The sequence below is a fragment of the Leisingera sp. MMG026 genome (assembly GCF_021654205.1).
GTDB lineage: Bacteria > Pseudomonadota > Alphaproteobacteria > Rhodobacterales > Rhodobacteraceae > Leisingera.
In genome coordinates this window covers 48,756-68,086 of record NZ_JAKFZM010000018.1, presented here as the reverse complement: position 1 = coordinate 68,086, position 19,331 = coordinate 48,756, and the positions used below count along the sequence as shown (strand labels likewise).

The window sequence follows — 19,331 nt, the reverse complement described above, 5'->3', positions numbered from 1 at the left end:
TCAAACTCCAAAAACGCTGGCGCCTTCGTCGGCCGAAGCGACCGAGCGGCGGAATAGGGAAAACAGCTCACGCCCGGTGCCGTGCTGATAGGCGCTGAGGTCGGCAGTGGCGGTATCGCGCTCCAGCACGCCTTCGGTGAGGATTTCCATCGTGCCGCGCACCGCGTCCAGCCGCAGCATGTCACCGTCCTTGAGTTTGGCTATCGGGCCGCCGTCCAGCGCTTCGGGCACCACATGGATCGCGGCAGGGATCTTGCCGGAGGCCCCGGACATCCGCCCGTCGGTGACCAGCGCCACCTTCTGGCCCTTGCCCTGCATGATGCCCAGCATCGGGGTCAGGCTGTGCAATTCCGGCATGCCGTTGGCCTTGGGGCCCTGGAAGCGCACCACAACAATCACGTCGCCGGTCAGCTCACCTGCCTTGAAGGCGGCCTTGGCTTCTTCCTGGTCATGAAAGACGCGGGCGGGGGCCTCGATCACTTGGTGCTCCTTGGCCACTGCCGAGACCTTGATCACTGAAGTGCCCAGGTTTCCGGTCAGCCGCTTCAGCCCGCCGGTCGCCTGGAACGGCGCATCTGCCGGGCGCAGCACCGCGTCGTTCAGGCTTTGCCCCGGACCGGCGCGGAAAGTCAGGCCGTCTTCGGACAGGAACGGTTCCATCACGTAATTTTCCAACCCGTCGCCTGCCACGGTTTTGGTGTCGGGGTGCAGGCAGCCGGCCTTCAGCAGTTCGCCGATCATGTAGCCGAGGCCGCCGGCCGCGTGGAAATGGTTCACGTCAGCAAGGCCGTTGGGGTAGACCTTTGCCAAAAGCGGCACCGCTTCGGACAGATCTGCAAAGTCCTGCCAGTCCAGCAGGATGCCGCCCGCACGGGCCATTGCGATCAGATGGATCAGCAGATTGGTGGAACCGCCGGTGGCCATCAGCCCGACGATGCCATTGGCATAGGCTTTCTCGTCCAGAACGTCGCAGACCGGGGTATAATTGTTCCCCAATGCACTGAGCGACAGCGCACGTTTGGCGCCCTCAACCGTCAGCGCCTCGCGCAGCGGTGTGCCGGGTGTGACAAAAGAGGAGCCGGGCAGGTGCAGGCCCATGAACTCCATCAGCATCTGGTTGGTGTTGGCGGTGCCGTAGAAAGTGCAGGTGCCGGGCCCGTGATAGGCCGCCATTTCTGCCTTCAGCAACTCTTCGCGGTTGATTTCCCCGGCCGCAAACTTCTGGCGGATCTTGGCTTTTTCATCGTTGGCGAGGCCGCTGGTCATCGGACCTGCCGGCAGGAGAACCGCCGGGATGTGGCCGAACGCCTGGGCGCCGATCACCAGCCCCGGCACGATCTTGTCGCAGACGCCAAGAAAAACCGCGGCGTCGAATACATTATGGCTGAGCGCGATGCCTGCGGCCATGGCAATGGTGTCGCGGGAAAACAGGCTCAGCTCCATGCCGGCCTCGCCTTGGGTGACGCCGTCGCACATGGCAGGCACCCCGCCCGCCACCTGGGCGGTGCCGCCGGCCCGGCGCACAGCGTCGCGGATCAAGCCTGGGTAGGTTTCAAACGGCTGATGCGCCGACAGCATGTCATTATAGGCGGTGACAATTCCCAGATGACCCTTGGCACCCTGGGCCAGTGTCTGCTGATCCGCCCCGGTGGCGGCATAAGCATGGGCCTGGCCGGAGCAGGACAGATGCGCCCGCGCAGGTCCCTTGCCGCGGGCAGCAGCCATCCGTTCCAGATAGGCCGAGCGGGTGACCTCGCTGCGGGCGATGATACGGTCGGTGACGGCGGCCAGGGTGGGGTTCAGGGTCATGGGGTGCCTTTGTAGCAAACTGCGGGGGCAAAGGGGAGGGCAGTCATCTCAGGTTCCGATACTGCGCCAGCGGCGGCCGTCGCGGTGGATCAGCAGCAACGAGTCATCAGGTCCCGTGCTGCCGCTGTCATAGGGCTGCGGCGCTTCGCCCGCGTCCTCCCAGCCGGCGATGATCGGGTCGGCCCAGGCCCAGGCGGCCTCAACCTCGTCGCCGCGCATGAACAGGGTCTGGTTGCCGCGGATCACATCCATGATCAGCCGCTCATAAGCGTCCTGCGGGCGGCCCGATTCAGGCAGCTCATCCGCAAATGTCATGTCCAGATTGGCCCCCGTCAGGCGCATGCCGCCCGGGCCGGGGTCCTTGATTGTGGTCTTCAGCGTAATGCCCTCATCCGGTTGCAGACGGATCACCAGCACATTGCCATGCACGGTGCCGGAACCTTCGAAGATGTTGTGCGGCGGGTCGCGGAAATAGACGGCGATCTCGCTCACCCGCTCGCGCAGGCATTTGCCGGTGCGCAGGTAGAAGGGGATCCCGGCCCATCGCCAGTTCGCCACTTCAACCTTGAGCGCGATATAGCTTTCGGTGCGGCTGGACGGGTTGGCGGCGTGGTCACGGTAGCTGCCGCCGGCTTTGCCGCCGTTCCGGCTCCGGTACTGGCCGCGGGCGATGCTGGATTGGGGCACCGGGCGCAGCGCCTCGATCACTTTGACCTTTTCATCGCGCACGGCGTTTGGGGTGAATTGCGCGGGCGGCTCCATCGCTGTGAGGCACAGCAGCTGCATCAGATGGTTCTGCACCATGTCCCGCATGGCGCCGGATTTATCGTAGTATTCCCCGCGCCCTTCAACGTCGATGCTCTCAGCCACGGTGATCTGCACATGGTCGATGTGCGAGGAGTTCCACAAGGGTTCAAACAGCGAATTGGCAAAGCGCAGCGCCATCAGGTTCTGCACGGTTTCCTTGCCCAGGTAATGGTCGATCCGGTAGATCTGCCGTTCCTCGAAATGGGCCCGCAGCGCGGTGTTCAGGGATTGGGCTGAAGCCAGATCATGGCCAAAGGGTTTTTCCAGCACGATGCGGCTGTCCGGCGTGGCGATGCCGGTCTCGCTGAGGCGGCGGGCAATGTCGGTGAACAGCGGCGGGCCGACCGAGAGGTAGAAGGCGCGCACCGCATCGTCGCGCAGTTTCCCGTGAATCACATCCCAGCCGGCATCGCCGCGTGCATCTACCGCGACATAGTCCAGAAGGGCGGTGAAAGCGGCGATTTCCGCAGGCGTGGTCTCTACATCCTGGCCGAAATCGCGGATCGCATCGGCGGTCTGGGCGCGGAATTCTTCGGCGGTCAATGTGCTGCGCGAACTGCCGATGATACGGCACGCATCGCTGAACTGACCGATCTGGAAGCGGTGAAACAAGGCCGGCAGGATCTTGCGGCGGGCCAGGTCGCCGGTCGCGCCAAACAGCACGAGGTCAAAGGGTTCAACGGGGATGACGCGGGAAACCATTGATTTTACATCGCTGTTCTACAGAGGCCAGGCCATTGTGCCGCTTGGGGCGGGGCAATTCAATTGCCTCTGTTGCCATACGGCTGGTTAAAGTTGAGTTATCGCTAACATATGGGGCCGGTGAGGGCCATCCGGAAAAATGAGGCGGCTGCCCGCTTGCAAACAGGTCAGCCTTGCTGCCGGAATGTTTCGCGTGCGAAACATTGGGTCAACAGTACTGATCAATTGTTGCCCTGTCCCGGACTTCCCGCTTGAATTGACCGCCGGCTTGAGGAATTGGGAAGCCATGAGCATGTTTCACTGCCCCAATTGTGCCAGCCCGGTGACCCCGAAGGCCGCCACGGTCAAGCTGACCGCTTGCGAGGCCTGCGGCACTACCCTGTTCATCGAGGATGCGCAGGCGCGGCTCGCAGGCGACGCAGGTGTCATGCATGACACCCCGCTGCTGTTCGGCCTTGGCAGCGCCATCCGGTTAGGCGGCCACCAGTTGCAGATCCTGGGCCACGCGCGGTTTTCCTATGGGCGCGGATATTGGGACGAGTTTTGGGCGCTGGATGACAAAGGCGCGCCCTGCTGGGTCTCGATAGATGAGGGCGACATCGTGATGCAGCGGGTGCTGCAGCGCGCAGCCTGGCCGCGGTATGACGGCTATCTACGGCTGGGGCAGCGCATTGACCATGACAGCGTGGAGTTCGCAGTTGCCGAAGAAGACGATGCCGAATGCATCGCAGTGCGCGGCAGTTTCGATCAGCCCCTGCTGGTGGGCGAGCGCTATCGCTTTGTAAACTTGCAGGGCGATGACGGCACGCTGTTGTCAGCGGAGTTTCAGGGCAGCCGCCGCGAATGGTACCATGGCCAGTGGTATGACCCGTTTGAGGTCGAGGTGCTGGCATGACCCGGAACGCTGAATTGAAGGCGGTCAACTGCACCTCCTGCGGCGCAGGGCTGGATATCCTGGGCGGCGGCCGGGTGACGGTGCATATCTGCCCCTATTGCGGCACTGAACTGGACGCGTTGGACAATTACCGCGCTGTTCGCACGTTCAACGATATCAAACGCCCGATCAGCCCGTTCGCAATCGGCATGACCGGCACTCTGTTCGGTGCAGACTACACCGTGATCGGCACATTGCAGCACGAGGAACGCTGGGGCGTGCGGACCTGGATCTGGGTGGATCACCAGCTTTTTTCCCCGACCCACGGCTATGCCTGGCTGACGATTGAAGATGGCCATTTGGTTTTCACCCGCCGTTACCGCCGCCCGGTGTGGATGTCGGTGCATTGGGTGGAGCGCTCGGAACACCGGCCAAAGGTGCATGCGGGATCCCGGACGTTTCAGTATTACGGCACCTCGACCAGCCGGATCACCTTTGCCGAAGGGGAGTTCACCTGGTCCCCGAAAAAGGGTGAAAAAACCACAACGGTCACTGCGCTTGCTGATGACGCGATGCTGAGTTTCGCCCAAACCGGCAGCGAGCGTGAAACTTGGCTGTCGCAATACTTGCCTGCCGGGGATGCTGAAGCAGGATTCGGCATCCAGACCGGGTTGAAGCCGCATGGCACACATCCGTTGCAGCCCTTTAAGACCGGGCCGGATTTCGACTTCATAAAATGGGCCTCTGCCGCCTGTGCCGTGGTGTGCCTGATCATCGGAATGAACTTGCAGGGACGCTCTGGCGAGGTTGCGCTGAAGCGGACGGTTCTGACGGCTGCTGACCTGCCGGCAGAGCTTCCTGTGATAGTCAGTGAAGCCGGCAAGCTGACACGCATCAGACTCGCAGGAAATACAAATAACAGCTGGGCTTTTGTCGGGATTGAACTGACCGACCCGGAGGATGAACCCGTGTTCCAAGCTGGACGCACGGTTGAGTATTATCATGGCCGCAGTTCGGATGGGAACTGGAGCGAAGGCGACAACAAGGCGCAGCTGACCTTCCGGCCGCTGATGGCCGGCACCTACACGCTGAGCCTGGAGGTTGAGGAAAGCGGCCACTGGACGGAGCTGAGCTACCCGCAATCCACGCAAGCGCGCCCGAAAACTGCGGCACAAAACCGGCCGGCGCTCAGCAAACTTACGGTTTCAGCGAAATCCGGATTGTCCTCCGGGCTATATATGGGCTTTCTGGCCATCGCATTCGGCCTGCTGGCCGGGCAGGGTTTCCTGCGCGCCTGGTGGCATCGCAAGGCGCGCTGGCGCGGCAGTGATTGGGTGGAAGACGACGACTAATGAACCTGTTCCGCATCATCTTTCTGGTCATGTCCGGCCTCTCCATCGCCGGGGCTGCTTATGTCTCGTATCAGGGCTACGGCGGCGAGAGCCGCGACCTGGACACATCCATCCGCGCCGCCAGCGGCGGGCGCTATTCAAACGGCAACGTCAAATAACCGGGGGACCCCATGGAGTATTTCTCTGCCATCCAAGCCGCTGAGCTGATCAGCACTGTGTTTTATACCTTTGTCGGCGTGGCGCTGATGGGGGCGGTCTGGAAAGTGATCGACTGGATGACGCCCTTTCCGATCATGAAGGAGATCGAACAGGACCAGAACATGGCGCTGGCGGTGCTGATCGGCTTTCTGTTCCTGTCCATCTCGATCATCATTGCGGCTGTCATCCTGTCATGACCGGCGCGGCCCCTGACAGCGGGGGCGTGCGGCTGCGCGAGTTCTGGCTGCTGGCGGCGACCTTTCTGGTGGCGGTCTCGGGGCTGATTTACGAGCTGATCGCGGCGACGCTGTCCAGTTACCTGCTGGGAGATTCCGTGCGCCAGTTCTCGCTGGTGATCGGGGTGTTCCTGTCTGCGATGGGGCTGGGCGCCTGGCTGTCGCGTTTTGTCGGTCAGGCGATGAGCGGCTTTATCTGGGCGCAGATCGGGCTGGGGGTGGCGGGCGGTTTCATGGCGCCGGCGATCTTCTTTTCCTATGCCTGGATGGAGAGCGTTTCGGTGCCCCTGTACGGGCTGCTGGTGCTGGTTGGTGTGCTGTCTGGGATGGAAATCCCGCTGATTGCGCGGGTGCTGAAGCAGATCGGCGCGCCGGAGTTCCGGTTCGAGAATGTGCTGAGCGTGGATTATGCCGGCGCGCTGGCGGCCTCGGTCGCCTTTCCGCTGCTGATCATTCCGCAGCTGGGGCTGATGTCGGCCAGCCTGAGTTTCGGGGCTTTGAATCTGGGTGTCGCCGGCCTGTCGCTATGGGTGTTCCGCGCTGATGCCAGCCGGGCGCAGGCCGCAGTCTGGGCCGTGGTTTTTACCGCCACGCTCGCGGGCCTGTGGCAATCCGAGCGGCTGGTGTCGGTGGCCGAAGCCGATCTGTTTGAGGACGACATCATCCTGAGCGAGGCAACGCCGTATCAGCAGATCACCGTGACCCGCTACAAGGACCGGGTGCGGCTGTTTCTGGATTACTCGATCCAGTTCGATACGTTGGATGAGCACCGCTATCACGAAAGCCTGGTGCATCCGGCGATGGGGCTGGCGCCGCGGCGCAAGGATGTGCTGATCCTGGGCGGCGGCGATGGCATGGCAGTGCGCGAGGTGCTGCGTTGGGCGGAGGTGGAAAGTGTCACGCTGGTGGATCTTGACCCGCGGGTGACAGAGCTGTTCCGCGGCCATCCGCAGTTGTCGGCGCTGAATGGCGGGGCGCTGAAGGATTCACGTGTAACCATCCGCAACATGGATGCGTGGAAGTTTGTAGAGGGGACGGATCGCGTCTTTGACGTAATCATCGCGGATCTGCCGGACCCCAAGAATCTGGCGTTGTCCAAGCTGTACACCCGGCAGTTCTATGGCGCGCTGATGGAACGGTTGAGCGCGCAAGGGGTGGTGGTGACCCAGGCCGGCTCGCCTTTGTTTGCCCGCAGCGCTTTTTGGTCGGTGGCGGGGACGCTGAAGGCGGCGCGCAATCCCTACCGTTTGGGCGAGGGGCTGCAGGTACTGCCGTATCACGCCTATGTGCCAAGCTTTGGCGATTGGGGATTTGTGCTGGCCACGCCGCAGGCGCTAAGGCCGCGGGAACTGACACTGCCTGCGGGGCTGAAGTTCTTGAATGCCGCTGTCTGGCAGGCGGCGCAGGTCTTTGGGGATGACACCGGGCCGGTTGACGTGGCGATCAACTCGCTGCAATCCCATGCGCTGGCCGGGTATTATCAGGACGGCTGGGACCAGTGGTTTGAGTAAGGCCGTATCCCGGCACGGGAAACAGCTCGGAACATATCTGATTTTGGCGGCCGGCCTGTCGCGGGACCCGGGCAAGCGTTGATTTGATCAAATCTTGCCCGGAGCTGTTTCAGCCGTTAAGCATATCCAGCAAAGACCAAGGCACCAACAGGGAGGAATGCCCATGACCCCGCTAGCCGGCCTTAAGGTGGTTGAGCTTGCCCGTATCCTGGCCGGGCCCTGGATCGGCCAGTCGCTGGCGGATCTGGGCGCTGAGGTTGTAAAGGTGGAAAGCCCGGACGGCGACGATACCCGCAAATGGGGGCCGCCGTTCATTGAGCGGGACGGCGATAAAACCGCCGCTTATTATTATGCTGCCAACCGGGGCAAGGACTGTGTCGTTGCTGATTTCCGGACTGAGGAAGGCAAGCAGACTGTCCTTGATCTGATCCGTGACGCAGACATTCTGATCGAGAACTTCAAGGTCGGCGGTCTGAAGAAATACGGACTGGATTACGACAGCCTGGCGCAGATCAACCCGCGGCTGATCTACTGCTCGGTCACCGGTTTTGGCCAGGACGGGCCTTATGCCAAGCGGGCGGGCTATGACTTTCTGCTGCAGGGCATGTCAGGCTTGATGTCGATCACCGGCGCGCAGGATGGTCAGCCGCAGAAGGTGGGGGTGGCGATCACCGATATTGTCACCGGGCTTTATGGCACGATCGGCATTCTTGCGGCGGTGGAGCAGCGCCACACAACGGGCCGCGGCCAGCATCTGGATATGTCGCTGATGGACTGCGCGACGGCCTTGCTGGCGAACCAGGCGATGAACTATCTGGCGACCGGCGACAGCCCGGTGCGGTTGGGCAATGACCATCCGAATATCGCGCCTTATCAGGTGATGGCAGTGAAGGACGGCCATGTGATCCTGGCGGTGGGCAATGACGGGCAGTTCCTGCGGCTGTGCGATGTGCTGGGGCTGGCCGAGGCCAAAGCGGATGCGCGGTTCCAGACCAACCAGCTGCGGGTTGCCAACCGCAAGGTGCTGACGGCGGTTCTGGAGGAGGTGCTGGCGGCCTGGACGCAAACGGATCTGCTGGCAGCGCTGGAGGCGGCAACAGTGCCCGCGGGGCCGATCAACACCATCGGGCAGGCCTTTGAGGATCCGCAGATCCAGCACCGGCAGATGCAGATCGCGCCGGAAGGCGTACCGGGGGTGCGGGGGCCGTGGACGTTTTCGGAAGCGGAGCTGGCGCTGGAGAAATCAGCGCCGACGCTGCCGGAGTAACCTGCAGCCCGGCACGCGGCAGAGCGGGTGCGGTTATACCTGAGGGCCTGTGCTCAGGCTCAGCGGCGGTTGTTCTCCCAGCAGGCGCCGTACCTTCGGGTCAATGCGGGGGCTGGCCTCAGGGTAAGCACCGGTTGCGGCAAGCGCCTCGCGGGCCGACGTCCTTTCGCCGATCCGCACCCAGACGGTGTTTGTGGCGAAGGGCGCCTGGCCGGGGCCTGCGGAGATCCCCAGGGTCAGCCCCTGCAAGTAGGAGACCTGCTGCGGATGGGCGGGCATCAGCACTGTTTCGGACAGATAGCCGCCGCCGCGGCGGGGCGTTTCATACATGCAGATCCGGTTGTTGCGGAGGGTGGCCATGCCGGCATAGCGGCTGCGCTGGCGAATACTGCCGTCGCGGGCAATGGCGCGCTCAAACGTGTGGGTAACGGCGCAGCCGTCCTGCGGGCGCAGCCAGATCAGCGTGCGCAGAATCTGGCCGGGCCAGGTCGGGGTGCGGAAATAACCGTGGTAGACGCCCATGAAACGGCGCAGCCGCCGGGCCTGATCGCGGAACAGGCTGCCGAATTGCAAGGCCGGGGCCGAGACCGCGGCGGCAGCACCCCTTTGCTGGCGAAAGTCCTGATGCGGGGTAAACAGCGCCTCCTCCTCCAGCCCGAAGTAACGCGCGATGCGGTGCAGATTGTGGGCCGAAGGCAGGCCGTGCCCGTTGAGATACCGGTTAAACTGCTGCCGGTTCATACCTATCTCGCGGCAGACTTGGGCGATGCTGCCGGTATCGGCGCACAGCCTTCGCAAATTGCGGGAAAAATCGTCGGGCATCGGTGCGGGCTTTCACGGAATGGCTGTCTGACTGCGTACACTCGCTTACATATGCGTACAAGTGATCACTTTTCTTTCGATGCCGGTTTGGCAAGAGTACCGCCAAAGGGCACCGCCCGGAACTGAGACAAGGAAGACCCAATGCCCGGCACATTCAGCATCATTGAAAACACCTGGATCACCCTGCCGGACGGGCGCAAGCTGGCGGCGCGGATGTGGATGCCCGAAAGCGAGGGGCCGTTTCCGGCAATTTTGGAGTATTTGCCCTATCGCAAGCGCGACGGCACAGCGCCCCGCGATGAAACCACGCATCCGGTTTTTGCCACCGAAGGCTATGCCTGCATCCGGGTGGATATTGCCGGCACCGGCGACAGCGAGGGCGTGTTTGACGATGAATACTCCGAGCAGGAGCTGAGCGATGGCGAGGCGGTTCTGGCCTGGATCGCAGCGCAAGACTGGTGCGATGGCAGTATTGGCATGATTGGCATCAGCTGGGGCGGTTTCAACGGGTTGCAGCTGGCGTTCCGCCGCCCGGAGGCGTTGAAAGCGGTGGTCTCGGTTGCCTCGACCGTGGATCGTTATGCCGATGATATCCACTACATGGGCGGTTGTCTCCTTAGCGACAACGCCAACTGGGGCAGCCAGATGTTTGCCTATCAGTCGCGCCCTGCGGATCCTGAGCTGCGCCCGGACTGGCGCGCGGATTGGATCAAGCGGATCGAAGAGATGCCTTTCATGGCCGCGGACTGGCTGCGGCAACAGACCAGGAATGGCCAGTGGAAGCATGGATCGGTCTGCGAGGACTGGCCGGCGATCCAGGCACCGGTGCTGGCAATCACCGGCTGGGCGGATGCCTATGTGAATGCGCCGCCCGCGCTGGCCGCCAATCTGACCGTGCCGGCCAAGGCGATGATCGGCCCGTGGGAACACCGCTATGCCCATATCGCCAAGCTGGATCCGGCGGATTTCCATGGCGAGGTGCTGACCTGGTTCGGCAAATGGCTGAAGGGCGAGGAGACCGGGGCGGAAGACCTGCCGGACTACCGTGTCTACATGCAGGAGCATTTCAATCCGTCGATGCAGAACAAACCGCGTCAGGGGCGCTGGGTGGCGGAAGCCGCGTGGCCCTCACCCAATGTGCAGGAGCGGGTGATGCATCTGGGCACGGGCGTGCTGGCCGGAGAGGCTGCAAGCGGCACTCAGACAGTCAGCAGCCCGGCGACGGTGGGGCAGGCGTCGGGATATTTCTGTCCGGGGATGCGGTTCGACAATGAACTGGCGGGCGATCAGGCTGGCGACGATGCGCTGTCTGCCTGTTTCGACAGCGCACCGCTGGCAGAACCGCTGGAGCTGCTGGGCCGGCCGCGGGTCAAGGTGGCGTTCAGCGTCGACAGGCCGGTGGCGCAGCTGGTGGCGCGGCTGTGTGATGTCTCGCCTGAAGGTGTCTCGCAACGGATCACCTTCCGGCCGCTGAACCTGACCTGCCGCAACGGGTTTGAGGCGCCGCAGAAACTGGTGCCGGGTGAGCGGTATGAAGCGGAAATCGAGCTGAATGAATGCGCGCACCGTCTGAAGGCGGGGCACGTGCTGCGGCTGGCGCTGTCGACGTCCTACTGGCCGATTGTCTGGCCCGCGCCGGAGGCAGCAAAAGTCACGCTGCATCTCGAAGCTTGCACGCTGGTGTTGCCTGAGCGGCGGGTTTCGCAAGAGATCGACCCGCAGGCCCCTGGCGCGCCGCGGGACTATCCGGTGCTGCAGGCGGAGCAGCTGCGGGCGGCTGGCGGCACCTCCAGGACCTGGACCCGGGAAGACGGCGCGCTGGTGCTGGATACCTTTGACGATTACGGCAAGGCGGTGGATCCCAGCCACGGCATGAGCGCAGGCAGCCATGTCTCCATGCATTACGAAGTGCATCCCGATGATCCGGCCACTGCAGCCTTTGCCAGCGACTGGAATTTCGAATTCGAGCGTGGCGGCTGGCAGGTTGCAATTGACACTGAAAACAAGGTGACCTGCGACCGGGAGAATTTTTACCTCTGGCGCCGGGTGACGGCCTATGAGGGCGCAAACAGGGAAGTGCTCCTGACCAAGGAATGGCAGGAAGTGATTCCGCGCGGCGTGCTGTAATCCAGGGCGGGATGCGGGCGGGTTTTCGGCAATTCGTCCGCATTTGCCTTGGTTTTGACATAGTGCGTTACCAAAAACACACAGGCCTTTAACCATTTGATTGCAAATTAAACCCTCAGCGGGCTGCCGTTGCCTTGGCCGTGCGGGCCAGTATCTTGGTTAACGAGCGGTTAACAAACAGTATTGGGGGCGAGAAAGTGCAGCTTTCCGTTGTTGTGCCCTGCTACAATGAAGAAGAGTCGGTCCCCATGCTGGTGGAGCGGCTGGTGCAGGCCATTGAACCATGGGCGCAGGACGCCGAGATCATCCTGGCGGATGACGGATCCAGCGACCAAACCTGGGCGGCGATAGAGGCGGCCCATGCCAAATATCCTGTGGTGCGCGGCATCCGCCTGTCGGCGAACCGCGGTCATCAGGTGGCGCTGACTGCGGGGCTGGAGGCTGCGCGTGGCGCGCGTGTCTTTATGCTGGACGCCGATCTGCAGGACCCGCCGGAAATCCTGCCGGACATGATGATGATGATGGACCGCGGCTATGACGTGGTTTACGGGCGCCGGGCTGAACGGCAGGGGGAGACCCTTTTCAAGAAGATCACGGCCTATGGGTTCTACCGTTTCCTGAATACGCTGTCGGATGTGGATATCCCCAAGGACACCGGCGATTTCCGTCTGGTCAGCCGCCGCGCGTTGGACGCAGTGCTGGCAATGCCCGAGCGCGCGCGGTTCATCCGCGGCATGTTTGCCTGGGCAGGCTACAAGCAGATCGGGTTGGAATATGTGCGCGATGCGCGGGTTGCCGGTGTCACCAAATACCCGTTCCGGGCCATGCTGCGCTTTGCGACGGACGCGCTGACCGGGTTCTCCACCAAGCCGCTGAAAATGGCGACGCGGTTGGCGTTCCTGAGCCTTTATGTGACTTTCCTGATGGCGGTCTATGTGTTCCTGTCGCTGATCCTTCACAACACCGCGCCGGGCTGGGCGTCGATGCTGCTGGCGATTTCCTTCTTCTCGGGCATTCAGCTGCTGACGCTGGGGATCATGGGGGAATACATCGGCAGGCTCTATATGGAGAGCAAGCAGCGGCCCATGTACTTTTTGTCGGAAGAAACCGGCACTGCGGCGGCGGCTGATCCGGTGAACATCGAAACGGCCCCCCGGCACAAGGAAGCATCGTAAGGATGGCTGTTTTGGGGGGCGATTCCGGTCAGGTTCTGCGGTTCTCGATTGTGGGCGCGACGGTCGCGGGGCTTTATGTGCTGGGCTATACCGCGTTGCTGGCATCGGGGCTGGCACAGGCGTCCGCAAATGTGCTCGCCTTTGCCGTTGCTGTCGCTGTTCAATATGTACTGCAAACGGCTTGGACCTTTCGCCGCCCGTTGGGCATGCCGGAGCAGATGCTGCGCTTTTCCTGCACCATCGCTGCGGGATTTGCCGTCTCGGCGCTGATCACCGGTGTGATCGGTCCGGCGTTGGGCTGGGCGGATTGGCTGTCCGCCGCTGCCGTCACGGTGATCCTGCCGGTTCAGAATTTTATCATCTTCCGCCTCTGGGTGTATGCCGCGGCTGGCTGACAATCGATCGGAGCAACTATGTCCCATATCTATTCCAACGAGTTTTACGATTACATCGACCAGGGCGCGCGATCTTCGGCGCAGGCGATGATTTCGGTGGTGCAGCCGCATCTGCAAGCGGGCAGTGTGCTGGATCTGGGCAGCGGCCGTGGCGTTTGGCTGAGCGAATGGATCAAGGCCGGTGTGATGGATGTGGCCGGCGTTGATGGCGATTATGTAGATCGCGACCGGCTGGCAATCCCGCGTGAGCAGTTTCACGCAGCTGACCTGACCAAACCCTTTGACCTGAAACGCAAGTTTGACCTGGCGCAAAGCCTGGAAGTGGGTGAGCATCTGCCCGAGGCGGCCTCGGAGCGGCTGGTGGATAGCCTGACCTGCCACGCCGACCGGGTTCTTTTCTCAGCCGCGGTGCCGGGGCAGGGAGGGGAATTTCACATCAACGAAAAGCCACTGTCATTCTGGCAGGAGATGTTTGCCGCGCGCGGCTTCTCTGCCTTTGACTTTGCCCGGCCCCAACTGAAGGACATCGACGGCGTCGAGCCTTGGTACCGCTATAACACCGTTCTATACGCCAATGCCGCTGGGCGAAAAAACCTGCCGCAGGCGGTGCTGGCTGCGGAAGTACCGGCTGGACAGAACGTGCCGCTGGCTGGCAGCCTCGGCTGGCGGATGCGGAGGGGGATCGTCTCGCTGATGCCGCAGCCAGTGGTCACCAGAATTGCCCAGGGCCGCGCTGCGGTGCTGGCCCGCCGTGCACGCCGCCTGCAGGAGGCGGCAGGATGACACTTGCCACCGCCGGCAGTACTGCTACGGGGCGACCTGCAGTGCCGCAGTTGCTGGTAACGGTAGCTGCGGTCTTTGCCTTGATGCTGTTGGCCGCGCTGTTCCAACTGCATGATCCAATGATCCGGCATGACGACTATCCGGCGCTGCTGGCGGATCCATCATTGTTCTATTCCAAAACTCTGACCGAAGGACGTTGGGTCAACTATCTGTGGCATTTGCGCGGCGTAGTGACGCCGGCCTGGGTTAACTTCCTGGCCTACCACCTGCTGTGGGCGATCTATCTGGGCTGTCTGGTGCATAATGCTCTTGGTCGGCAAGCTGAGGTCTGGCAGCGGGTGATGGTAGCGTTGATTGCCGGGCTGTGTCTGCCATCGGTGCTGATCTCGCTGTGGTTCAACACATTGCTTCCGGGGCTGGCGATTCTGGCGCTCTATGGCTGGCTTGCCACCCGGCTGAGCGAACGGGCGTGCCGCTGGCTGATGCTGGTCTTTGTTCCGGCGGCGCTGATGTCTTATACGACCTACCCGTTTTTGATCCTCGCGATGAGCCTGACCCGCGCAGACGCCGCGCGTTCGGCAAAGGATCTCGCGGGTTTGCTGATTTTGTTCATCGCCAGCTTTGCCCTTGGAATGCTGGCAATCTACGCGCTGAACTATGCCGAACACGGGGTGTTCGGCGTGCCGATGGCAGACTGGCGCAATCCCAGCCCTGCGACGGATCTGGCCTCGGCATTGAAAAATTCCAAACTGGCCGCGGATTTCCTGGTGAACCTGGTGCTGAAAGGCGGTTACAGCATCACCGGGCTGGCGCTGCTTCAGACTGCGGTGCTTGGCTGTGCCGTGTGGGCCCTGTGGAGCCGGGACAAATGGCGGGCGCTGTACATGCTGTCCGGAGCCGGGCTGGGGCTGGCGCTGATCTGCCTGCAGGTCATTCGCAGCGGCATCGACATGCCGGTGCGGTCCGGCGGGTTTCTGTGGGCATTTGGCGCAGTCTTTGTCGGCTTGTTCGCCCTTCAGCTGCGTGACGGCGGGCGGGCCCGGCTGAGCCGCAACCTGCTGTTTGGCTTCACGGCCCTGTATGTGATCTTTGCCGGGCTGACCCACTATTTCTCTACCGAATGGAACCGGTTGAGCCAGGACATGGCGGCAGAGCTGGCTGACGGGGAGGGGACGGTTTATGTCACCGGAACCTATCTGTCCCTGGAAGCGGCCAACAAGTCGGACCTGCAAAAGGATCAGTCAGTCGAATTCCGGCTGAATTACCTGACGGGGCGGGACATCGTGATGTGCGAAAGCCGGCCTGAAGCCTGTGCCGGCCTGCCCGGGGAGCTGCGCGGCGGCTTGCTGGAGGGGCAGGGCTATGAGGTGCGTCATATTGATGGCGGTTCTTCGGTGCTGATGCTGTCGCCCAAGGCGCTGCGTGAAGGCAAGCTGGAGGCCGCCCGGAAAAACCGCCAGGCTGACGAATAACGCCGGGCACTGGCCCGGCGGTATGATCCGGCGGTTCGGGGCTGCCTTAGAAATCGAGGCCCAGATCCAGGGTGCGCGCCGAATGTGTAAGCGCGCCGGAGGAAATGTAATCAACCCCGGTTGCAGCCACTTCGGCAATGCGGTCAAGGCGCATGTTGCCAGAGGCTTCGGTCACCACCTGGCCCTTGGCGATCTCCACAGCCTTGGCCAGGGTGGGGGTATCCATGTTATCCAGCAGAACCACATCGGCACCGCCGGTGGCGATGACTTCGGTCAGCTGCTCCAGAGTATCGACTTCGATTTCCACCTTCATCATGTGGCTGACGCTGGATTTGGCGGCGTCCAGAACGGCGCGCACCCCGCCAGCCGCGGCGATGTGGTTGTCCTTGATCAGGATGGCATCCGACAGGCCGAAACGGTGGTTGTAACCGCCGCCATGCAGAACCGCCTGCTTCTCGGCGATGCGCAGGCCCGGCGTGGTCTTGCGGGTGCAGGTGATGCGGGTGGCGGTGCCCTTGGCCTCGGCGGCAAAGGCAGCAGTAAGGGTGGCAATACCGGTCAGCCGTCCGGCAAAGTTCAGCGCCACACGCTCGCCCGACAGTATCGAGGCGGCAGAGCCGTCGATGGTCATCAGCGTGTCGCCCTTACGGCAGGGGCTGCCGTCGGGCAGGAGCGTTTCCACCTTCAGCCCGGTATCCACCAGGTGAAAGGCGATCCGGGCGATCTGCATGCCGGAGACCACGCCGTCCTCGCGGGCGTTAAGCCGGGCGGTGTAGGCGGCGGTGGCCGGGATCACAGCGCGGGTGGTGATGTCGCCGTTCTGGCCTAGGTCTTCCATCAGCGCTGCACGCACCATCGGTTCCAGGATCAAGTCGGGCAGGGTGGCGAATTGGGTGCTCATGTCGGCTCCTTCACGGCCCGGGGGCAATCCGGTCACGGATCGCCATGGCCTCGTCCAGGGTGATGCGGGTGCGGTGGGCCTGCGCAGGGTCGGCCGTGGGGAAGTCGTCGCGGAAATGACCGCCCCGGCTTTCCTTGCGCTGAAGCGCAGCGGCGGTGATCAGCGTGGCGGTAGCGCACATATTGGCGAAATTCTCGTCTGCGGCCTGCCCGGCTTCGAGCCGGGCTATGGCTGCCAGCGCCTGTTTCAGGCCTTGGGCGGTACGTCGCACGCCGGCATGCGCGGTCATGGTTTCCCGCAGGTTTTTGACCGCTGCAGCGTCCAGATTCTGTCCGCCCGGCGGGAAGCTCGGGTGGATCTCATCCACATTTACGGGGGTATCCAGCGACGCGATGTCCTGAGCTGCGTTGCGGGCATAGACCAGCGCTTCCAGCAACCCGTTAGAGGCCAGACGGTTGGCGCCATGCAGGCCGGTGGAGGACGCCTCGCCGCAGACCCAGAGGTTTTTCAGGCTGCTGCGGCCCTGCATGTCGGCCTCGACCCCGCCCATGTGGTAATGTGCGGCGACGGCAACCGGGATCGGGTTCTGCACCGGGTCGATGCCCGCACGGGCGCAGGTTTCTGCGACCGTGGGGTAGCGGGTCAGCACCGCGGCGCCGAGTGCTTCGGTTGTGTCAAGCATCGGGCGGCGGCCGCCTTGGGTTTCGGCGAAGATTGCGCGGGCAACGATGTCACGGGGGGCCAGTTCGGCGTCCGGGTGCTCAGCCAGCATGAAGCGTTCACCATCCGCGTTGATCAGCACCGCGCCTTCGCCGCGCAATGCTTCGGTCGCCAGCGGGGCCGGGTCCTCGCCGATGTCAAAGGCGGTGGGGTGGAATTGCACAAATTCCGGGTCGGCGATGCGGGCGCCGGCGCGGGCGGCAAAACCGATCACCTGACCGCGGATGCGGGGCGGGTTGGTGGTATGGGCATAAAGCCCGCCGGAGCCGCCGCCGGCCAGCAGCACGCCGGGGCATTTGACCAGCACCGGGGCAGAAGGCGTATCGGCGCGGGTGATCCAGATGCCGGTAACGGTATTGCCTTCGGTTTCCAACCGCACAGCCTGGGTGTTTTCCAGCACCTGCACGGACGGCGCTGCGCGCACGGCAGAAATCAATGTCTGCATGATCTTGCCGCCGGCCTGGTCGCCCTTTACGCGCACCACGCGGGCGGCGGAATGGGCCGCTTCGCGGCTCATCACATAATTGCCGTCCGCATCGCGGTCAAATGGCGTGCCAAGGTCGGTCAGGTCGACGATATGCGCGCGCGCGACCCGTGTGACCATCGCGGCCACCTTAGCATCGACCGTGCCGGCGCCTGCCTGCAGAGTGTCGGCGGCGTGGGCCTCGGGCGTGTCATGATTGGCCATGGCTGCCGCGACGCCGCCCTGCGCCCAGGCAGAGCTTGCGCCCTTGCCCAAGGTTTCCGGTGAGATCACCAGAACCGGCCGCGGTGCCAGCTCAAGCGCGGCGTAGAGCGCGCCAAGACCTGCGCCGGCAATAACAATGCGGCCGGTTTCGATCACAGATCAGACGCCAAGTTTCTGGCTGAGGTCAATCATCCGCTGAACCGCCACACGGGCCTTTTCGGCCACAACTTCATCGACCACGACCGGCTCGGACATGGTGTGCAAAGACCAGAGGATTTTCTCCAGCGTGATCTTCTTCATGTAAGGGCACATGTTGCAGGGGCCGACAAAATCCACCTCGGGCAGCTGATCGGCGATGTTCGAGGCCATCGAACATTCAGTGATCAGCATCGCCTTTTCCGGCTTTTCATCAGTCACGTATTTAAGAATGCCGCTGGTGGAGCCTGAGAAATCGGCCTCGTTCACCACATCGGGCGGGCATTCCGGGTGGGCGATCAGCCGCGTGCCGGGATTCCATTCGCGGAAATCGCGAAGATCCTGGGCGGTGTATTGCTCGTGCACGATGCAGGAGCCTTCCCACCAGACCACGTTTTTCTGCGGCACCTGTTTGGCGACGTTCTGGGCCAGATACTGGTCCGGTGTCATGATCACGGTGTGGCTGTCTTGCGCCGCGACGATCTGTGCCGCGTTCGACGAGGTGCAGCAGATGTCAGATGCGGCTTTCACCTCAGCTGTTGTGTTCACGTAGGACACGACCGGTGCGCCGGGGTATTTGGCGCGCATTTGTTCGATGCCCTCGGCGGTGATTGATTCCGCCAGCGAGCAGCCGGCCTCCATGTCGGGAATCAGCACCGTCTTGTCCGGGCTGAGAATCTTGGAGGTCTCAGCCATGAAATGCACGCCGCACTGGACGATCACATCGGCCTCGACGTTTGCCGCCTCGATCGCCAGCTGCAGGCTGTCGCCAACCACGTCCGATACGCCGTGATAGATCTCGGGCGTCATGTAGTTATGCGCCAGGATCACCGCATTGCGCTGCTTTTTCAGCTCAAGGATGGCTGCAACATAGGGCGCATGGGCGACCCATTCGATGGGGTTCACCACACGGTTCATCCGCGCGTAAACATCCGTCATCTTTTCGGCAAGGGCAGGATTGGGCGCCAGATCATACTGGCTGGCGAGTTGATCCCGCATGGATTGCAGGTCGAACATGGCAAGTCCTCAAAGTTGCGTCCAAGGGGACACTTTGGACGGGGGTTGTTTCATGTTCATTTGGCGCACGCAAGCACGCGAGAAGGCTTTTGCAGCCAAAAGCGGTGATTTGGCGCTAACAGGCGGCATCTTCGGGAAGCCGTTACTTCTCAAATGGGTATCGGGGGCAGAATTTTCCAGCCGGATTGCCGTTTTTGGCTGTCCCGGCGTCTGCTCCTGTGATTTGGAGCCGCGCAAAGCCATGTTAGACCGGGCCGGCAGTTGGCCTTTGGGAGAGTGA

The 19,331-nt window shown here is 62.7% G+C and carries 18 protein-coding genes; 12 read left to right on the top strand and 6 right to left on the bottom strand.

What is annotated here, in order from left to right:
• Positions 1-1,809, bottom strand: a complete 1,809-nt coding sequence (gene edd, locus L1069_RS11830) for a phosphogluconate dehydratase (protein ID WP_237455812.1) — start codon at positions 1,807-1,809, stop codon at positions 1-3.
• Positions 1,810-1,857: 48 nt separating this feature from the next.
• Positions 1,858-3,318 (bottom strand): glucose-6-phosphate dehydrogenase, encoded by a 1,461-nt coding sequence (gene zwf, locus L1069_RS11825; protein WP_129372057.1) that lies wholly within the window; start codon positions 3,316-3,318, stop codon positions 1,858-1,860.
• Positions 3,319-3,604: 286 nt separating this feature from the next.
• On the opposite strand from zwf, the gene L1069_RS11820 reads away from it, so the two are divergent.
• From L1069_RS11820 to L1069_RS11795, 6 genes are all read left to right on the top strand, one after another.
• Positions 3,605-4,213: a DUF4178 domain-containing protein gene (locus L1069_RS11820; RefSeq protein ID WP_237455811.1), complete on the top strand. Its 609-nt coding sequence runs from the start codon at positions 3,605-3,607 to the stop codon at positions 4,211-4,213.
• On the top strand, positions 4,210-5,544 hold the full coding sequence (locus L1069_RS11815) for a DUF4178 domain-containing protein (protein WP_237455810.1): 1,335 nt from the start codon (positions 4,210-4,212) through the stop codon (positions 5,542-5,544). The genes L1069_RS11820 and L1069_RS11815 overlap by 4 nt, the downstream gene beginning before the upstream one ends.
• Positions 5,544-5,702: a hypothetical protein gene (locus tag L1069_RS11810; protein WP_167738058.1), complete on the top strand. Its 159-nt coding sequence runs from the start codon at positions 5,544-5,546 to the stop codon at positions 5,700-5,702. The genes L1069_RS11815 and L1069_RS11810 overlap by 1 nt, the downstream gene beginning before the upstream one ends.
• Before the next feature lie 12 nt (positions 5,703-5,714).
• On the top strand, positions 5,715-5,939 hold the full coding sequence (locus tag L1069_RS11805) for a DUF350 domain-containing protein (RefSeq protein WP_129372054.1): 225 nt from the start codon (positions 5,715-5,717) through the stop codon (positions 5,937-5,939).
• Positions 5,936-7,489, top strand: coding sequence for a polyamine aminopropyltransferase (locus tag L1069_RS11800; protein WP_237455809.1), 1,554 nt, complete (start codon positions 5,936-5,938; stop codon positions 7,487-7,489). Before L1069_RS11805 ends, L1069_RS11800 begins: the two co-directional genes overlap by 4 nt.
• Before the next feature lie 163 nt (positions 7,490-7,652).
• Positions 7,653-8,756, top strand: a complete 1,104-nt coding sequence (locus L1069_RS11795; RefSeq protein ID WP_134829013.1) for a CaiB/BaiF CoA-transferase family protein — start codon at positions 7,653-7,655, stop codon at positions 8,754-8,756.
• A gap of 33 nt (positions 8,757-8,789) precedes the next feature.
• Here L1069_RS11795 and L1069_RS11790 read toward each other — a convergent pair whose 3' ends face one another.
• Positions 8,790-9,578 (bottom strand): helix-turn-helix transcriptional regulator, encoded by a 789-nt coding sequence (locus L1069_RS11790; RefSeq protein WP_237455808.1) that lies wholly within the window; start codon positions 9,576-9,578, stop codon positions 8,790-8,792.
• 141 nt (positions 9,579-9,719) lie between these two features.
• Between L1069_RS11790 and L1069_RS11785 the strand changes: the two genes are divergently transcribed.
• The 5 genes from L1069_RS11785 (at position 9,720) to L1069_RS11765 (ending at position 15,530) form a co-directional block, all read left to right on the top strand.
• Positions 9,720-11,705 carry a CocE/NonD family hydrolase gene (locus tag L1069_RS11785; RefSeq protein WP_237455807.1) on the top strand — a complete coding sequence of 662 codons (1,986 nt, stop codon included), beginning with the start codon at positions 9,720-9,722 and terminating at the stop codon, positions 11,703-11,705.
• 197 nt (positions 11,706-11,902) lie between these two features.
• Positions 11,903-12,880 carry a glycosyltransferase family 2 protein gene (locus tag L1069_RS11780; RefSeq protein ID WP_129372049.1) on the top strand — a complete coding sequence of 326 codons (978 nt, stop codon included), beginning with the start codon at positions 11,903-11,905 and terminating at the stop codon, positions 12,878-12,880.
• 2 nt (positions 12,881-12,882) lie between these two features.
• Positions 12,883-13,275: a GtrA family protein gene (locus L1069_RS11775; protein ID WP_129372048.1), complete on the top strand. Its 393-nt coding sequence runs from the start codon at positions 12,883-12,885 to the stop codon at positions 13,273-13,275.
• Positions 13,276-13,293: 18 nt separating this feature from the next.
• Positions 13,294-14,058, top strand: coding sequence for a methyltransferase domain-containing protein (locus L1069_RS11770; RefSeq protein ID WP_237455806.1), 765 nt, complete (start codon positions 13,294-13,296; stop codon positions 14,056-14,058).
• A complete protein-coding gene (locus tag L1069_RS11765) occupies positions 14,055-15,530 on the top strand; it encodes a hypothetical protein (RefSeq protein WP_237455805.1) in 1,476 nt (491 codons plus the stop codon). Before L1069_RS11770 ends, L1069_RS11765 begins: the two co-directional genes overlap by 4 nt.
• A gap of 46 nt (positions 15,531-15,576) precedes the next feature.
• Here the strand turns inward: L1069_RS11765 and nadC are convergent, their stop codons facing one another.
• From nadC to nadA, 3 genes are read right to left on the bottom strand one after another with little or no spacing between them, the layout of a single operon-like run.
• Entirely contained in the window at positions 15,577-16,431 is an 855-nt protein-coding gene (nadC, locus tag L1069_RS11760) for a carboxylating nicotinate-nucleotide diphosphorylase (protein ID WP_237455804.1), read from the bottom strand.
• A gap of 10 nt (positions 16,432-16,441) precedes the next feature.
• Positions 16,442-17,995, bottom strand: coding sequence for an L-aspartate oxidase (locus tag L1069_RS11755; RefSeq protein WP_237455803.1), 1,554 nt, complete (start codon positions 17,993-17,995; stop codon positions 16,442-16,444).
• A gap of 3 nt (positions 17,996-17,998) precedes the next feature.
• Positions 17,999-19,051, bottom strand: a complete 1,053-nt coding sequence (gene nadA, locus L1069_RS11750; protein ID WP_129372043.1) for a quinolinate synthase NadA — start codon at positions 19,049-19,051, stop codon at positions 17,999-18,001.
• A gap of 52 nt (positions 19,052-19,103) precedes the next feature.
• Here nadA and L1069_RS11745 point away from each other — a divergent pair, with 52 nt between their 5' ends.
• A complete protein-coding gene (locus L1069_RS11745; RefSeq protein WP_211037718.1) occupies positions 19,104-19,331 on the top strand; it encodes a hypothetical protein in 228 nt (75 codons plus the stop codon).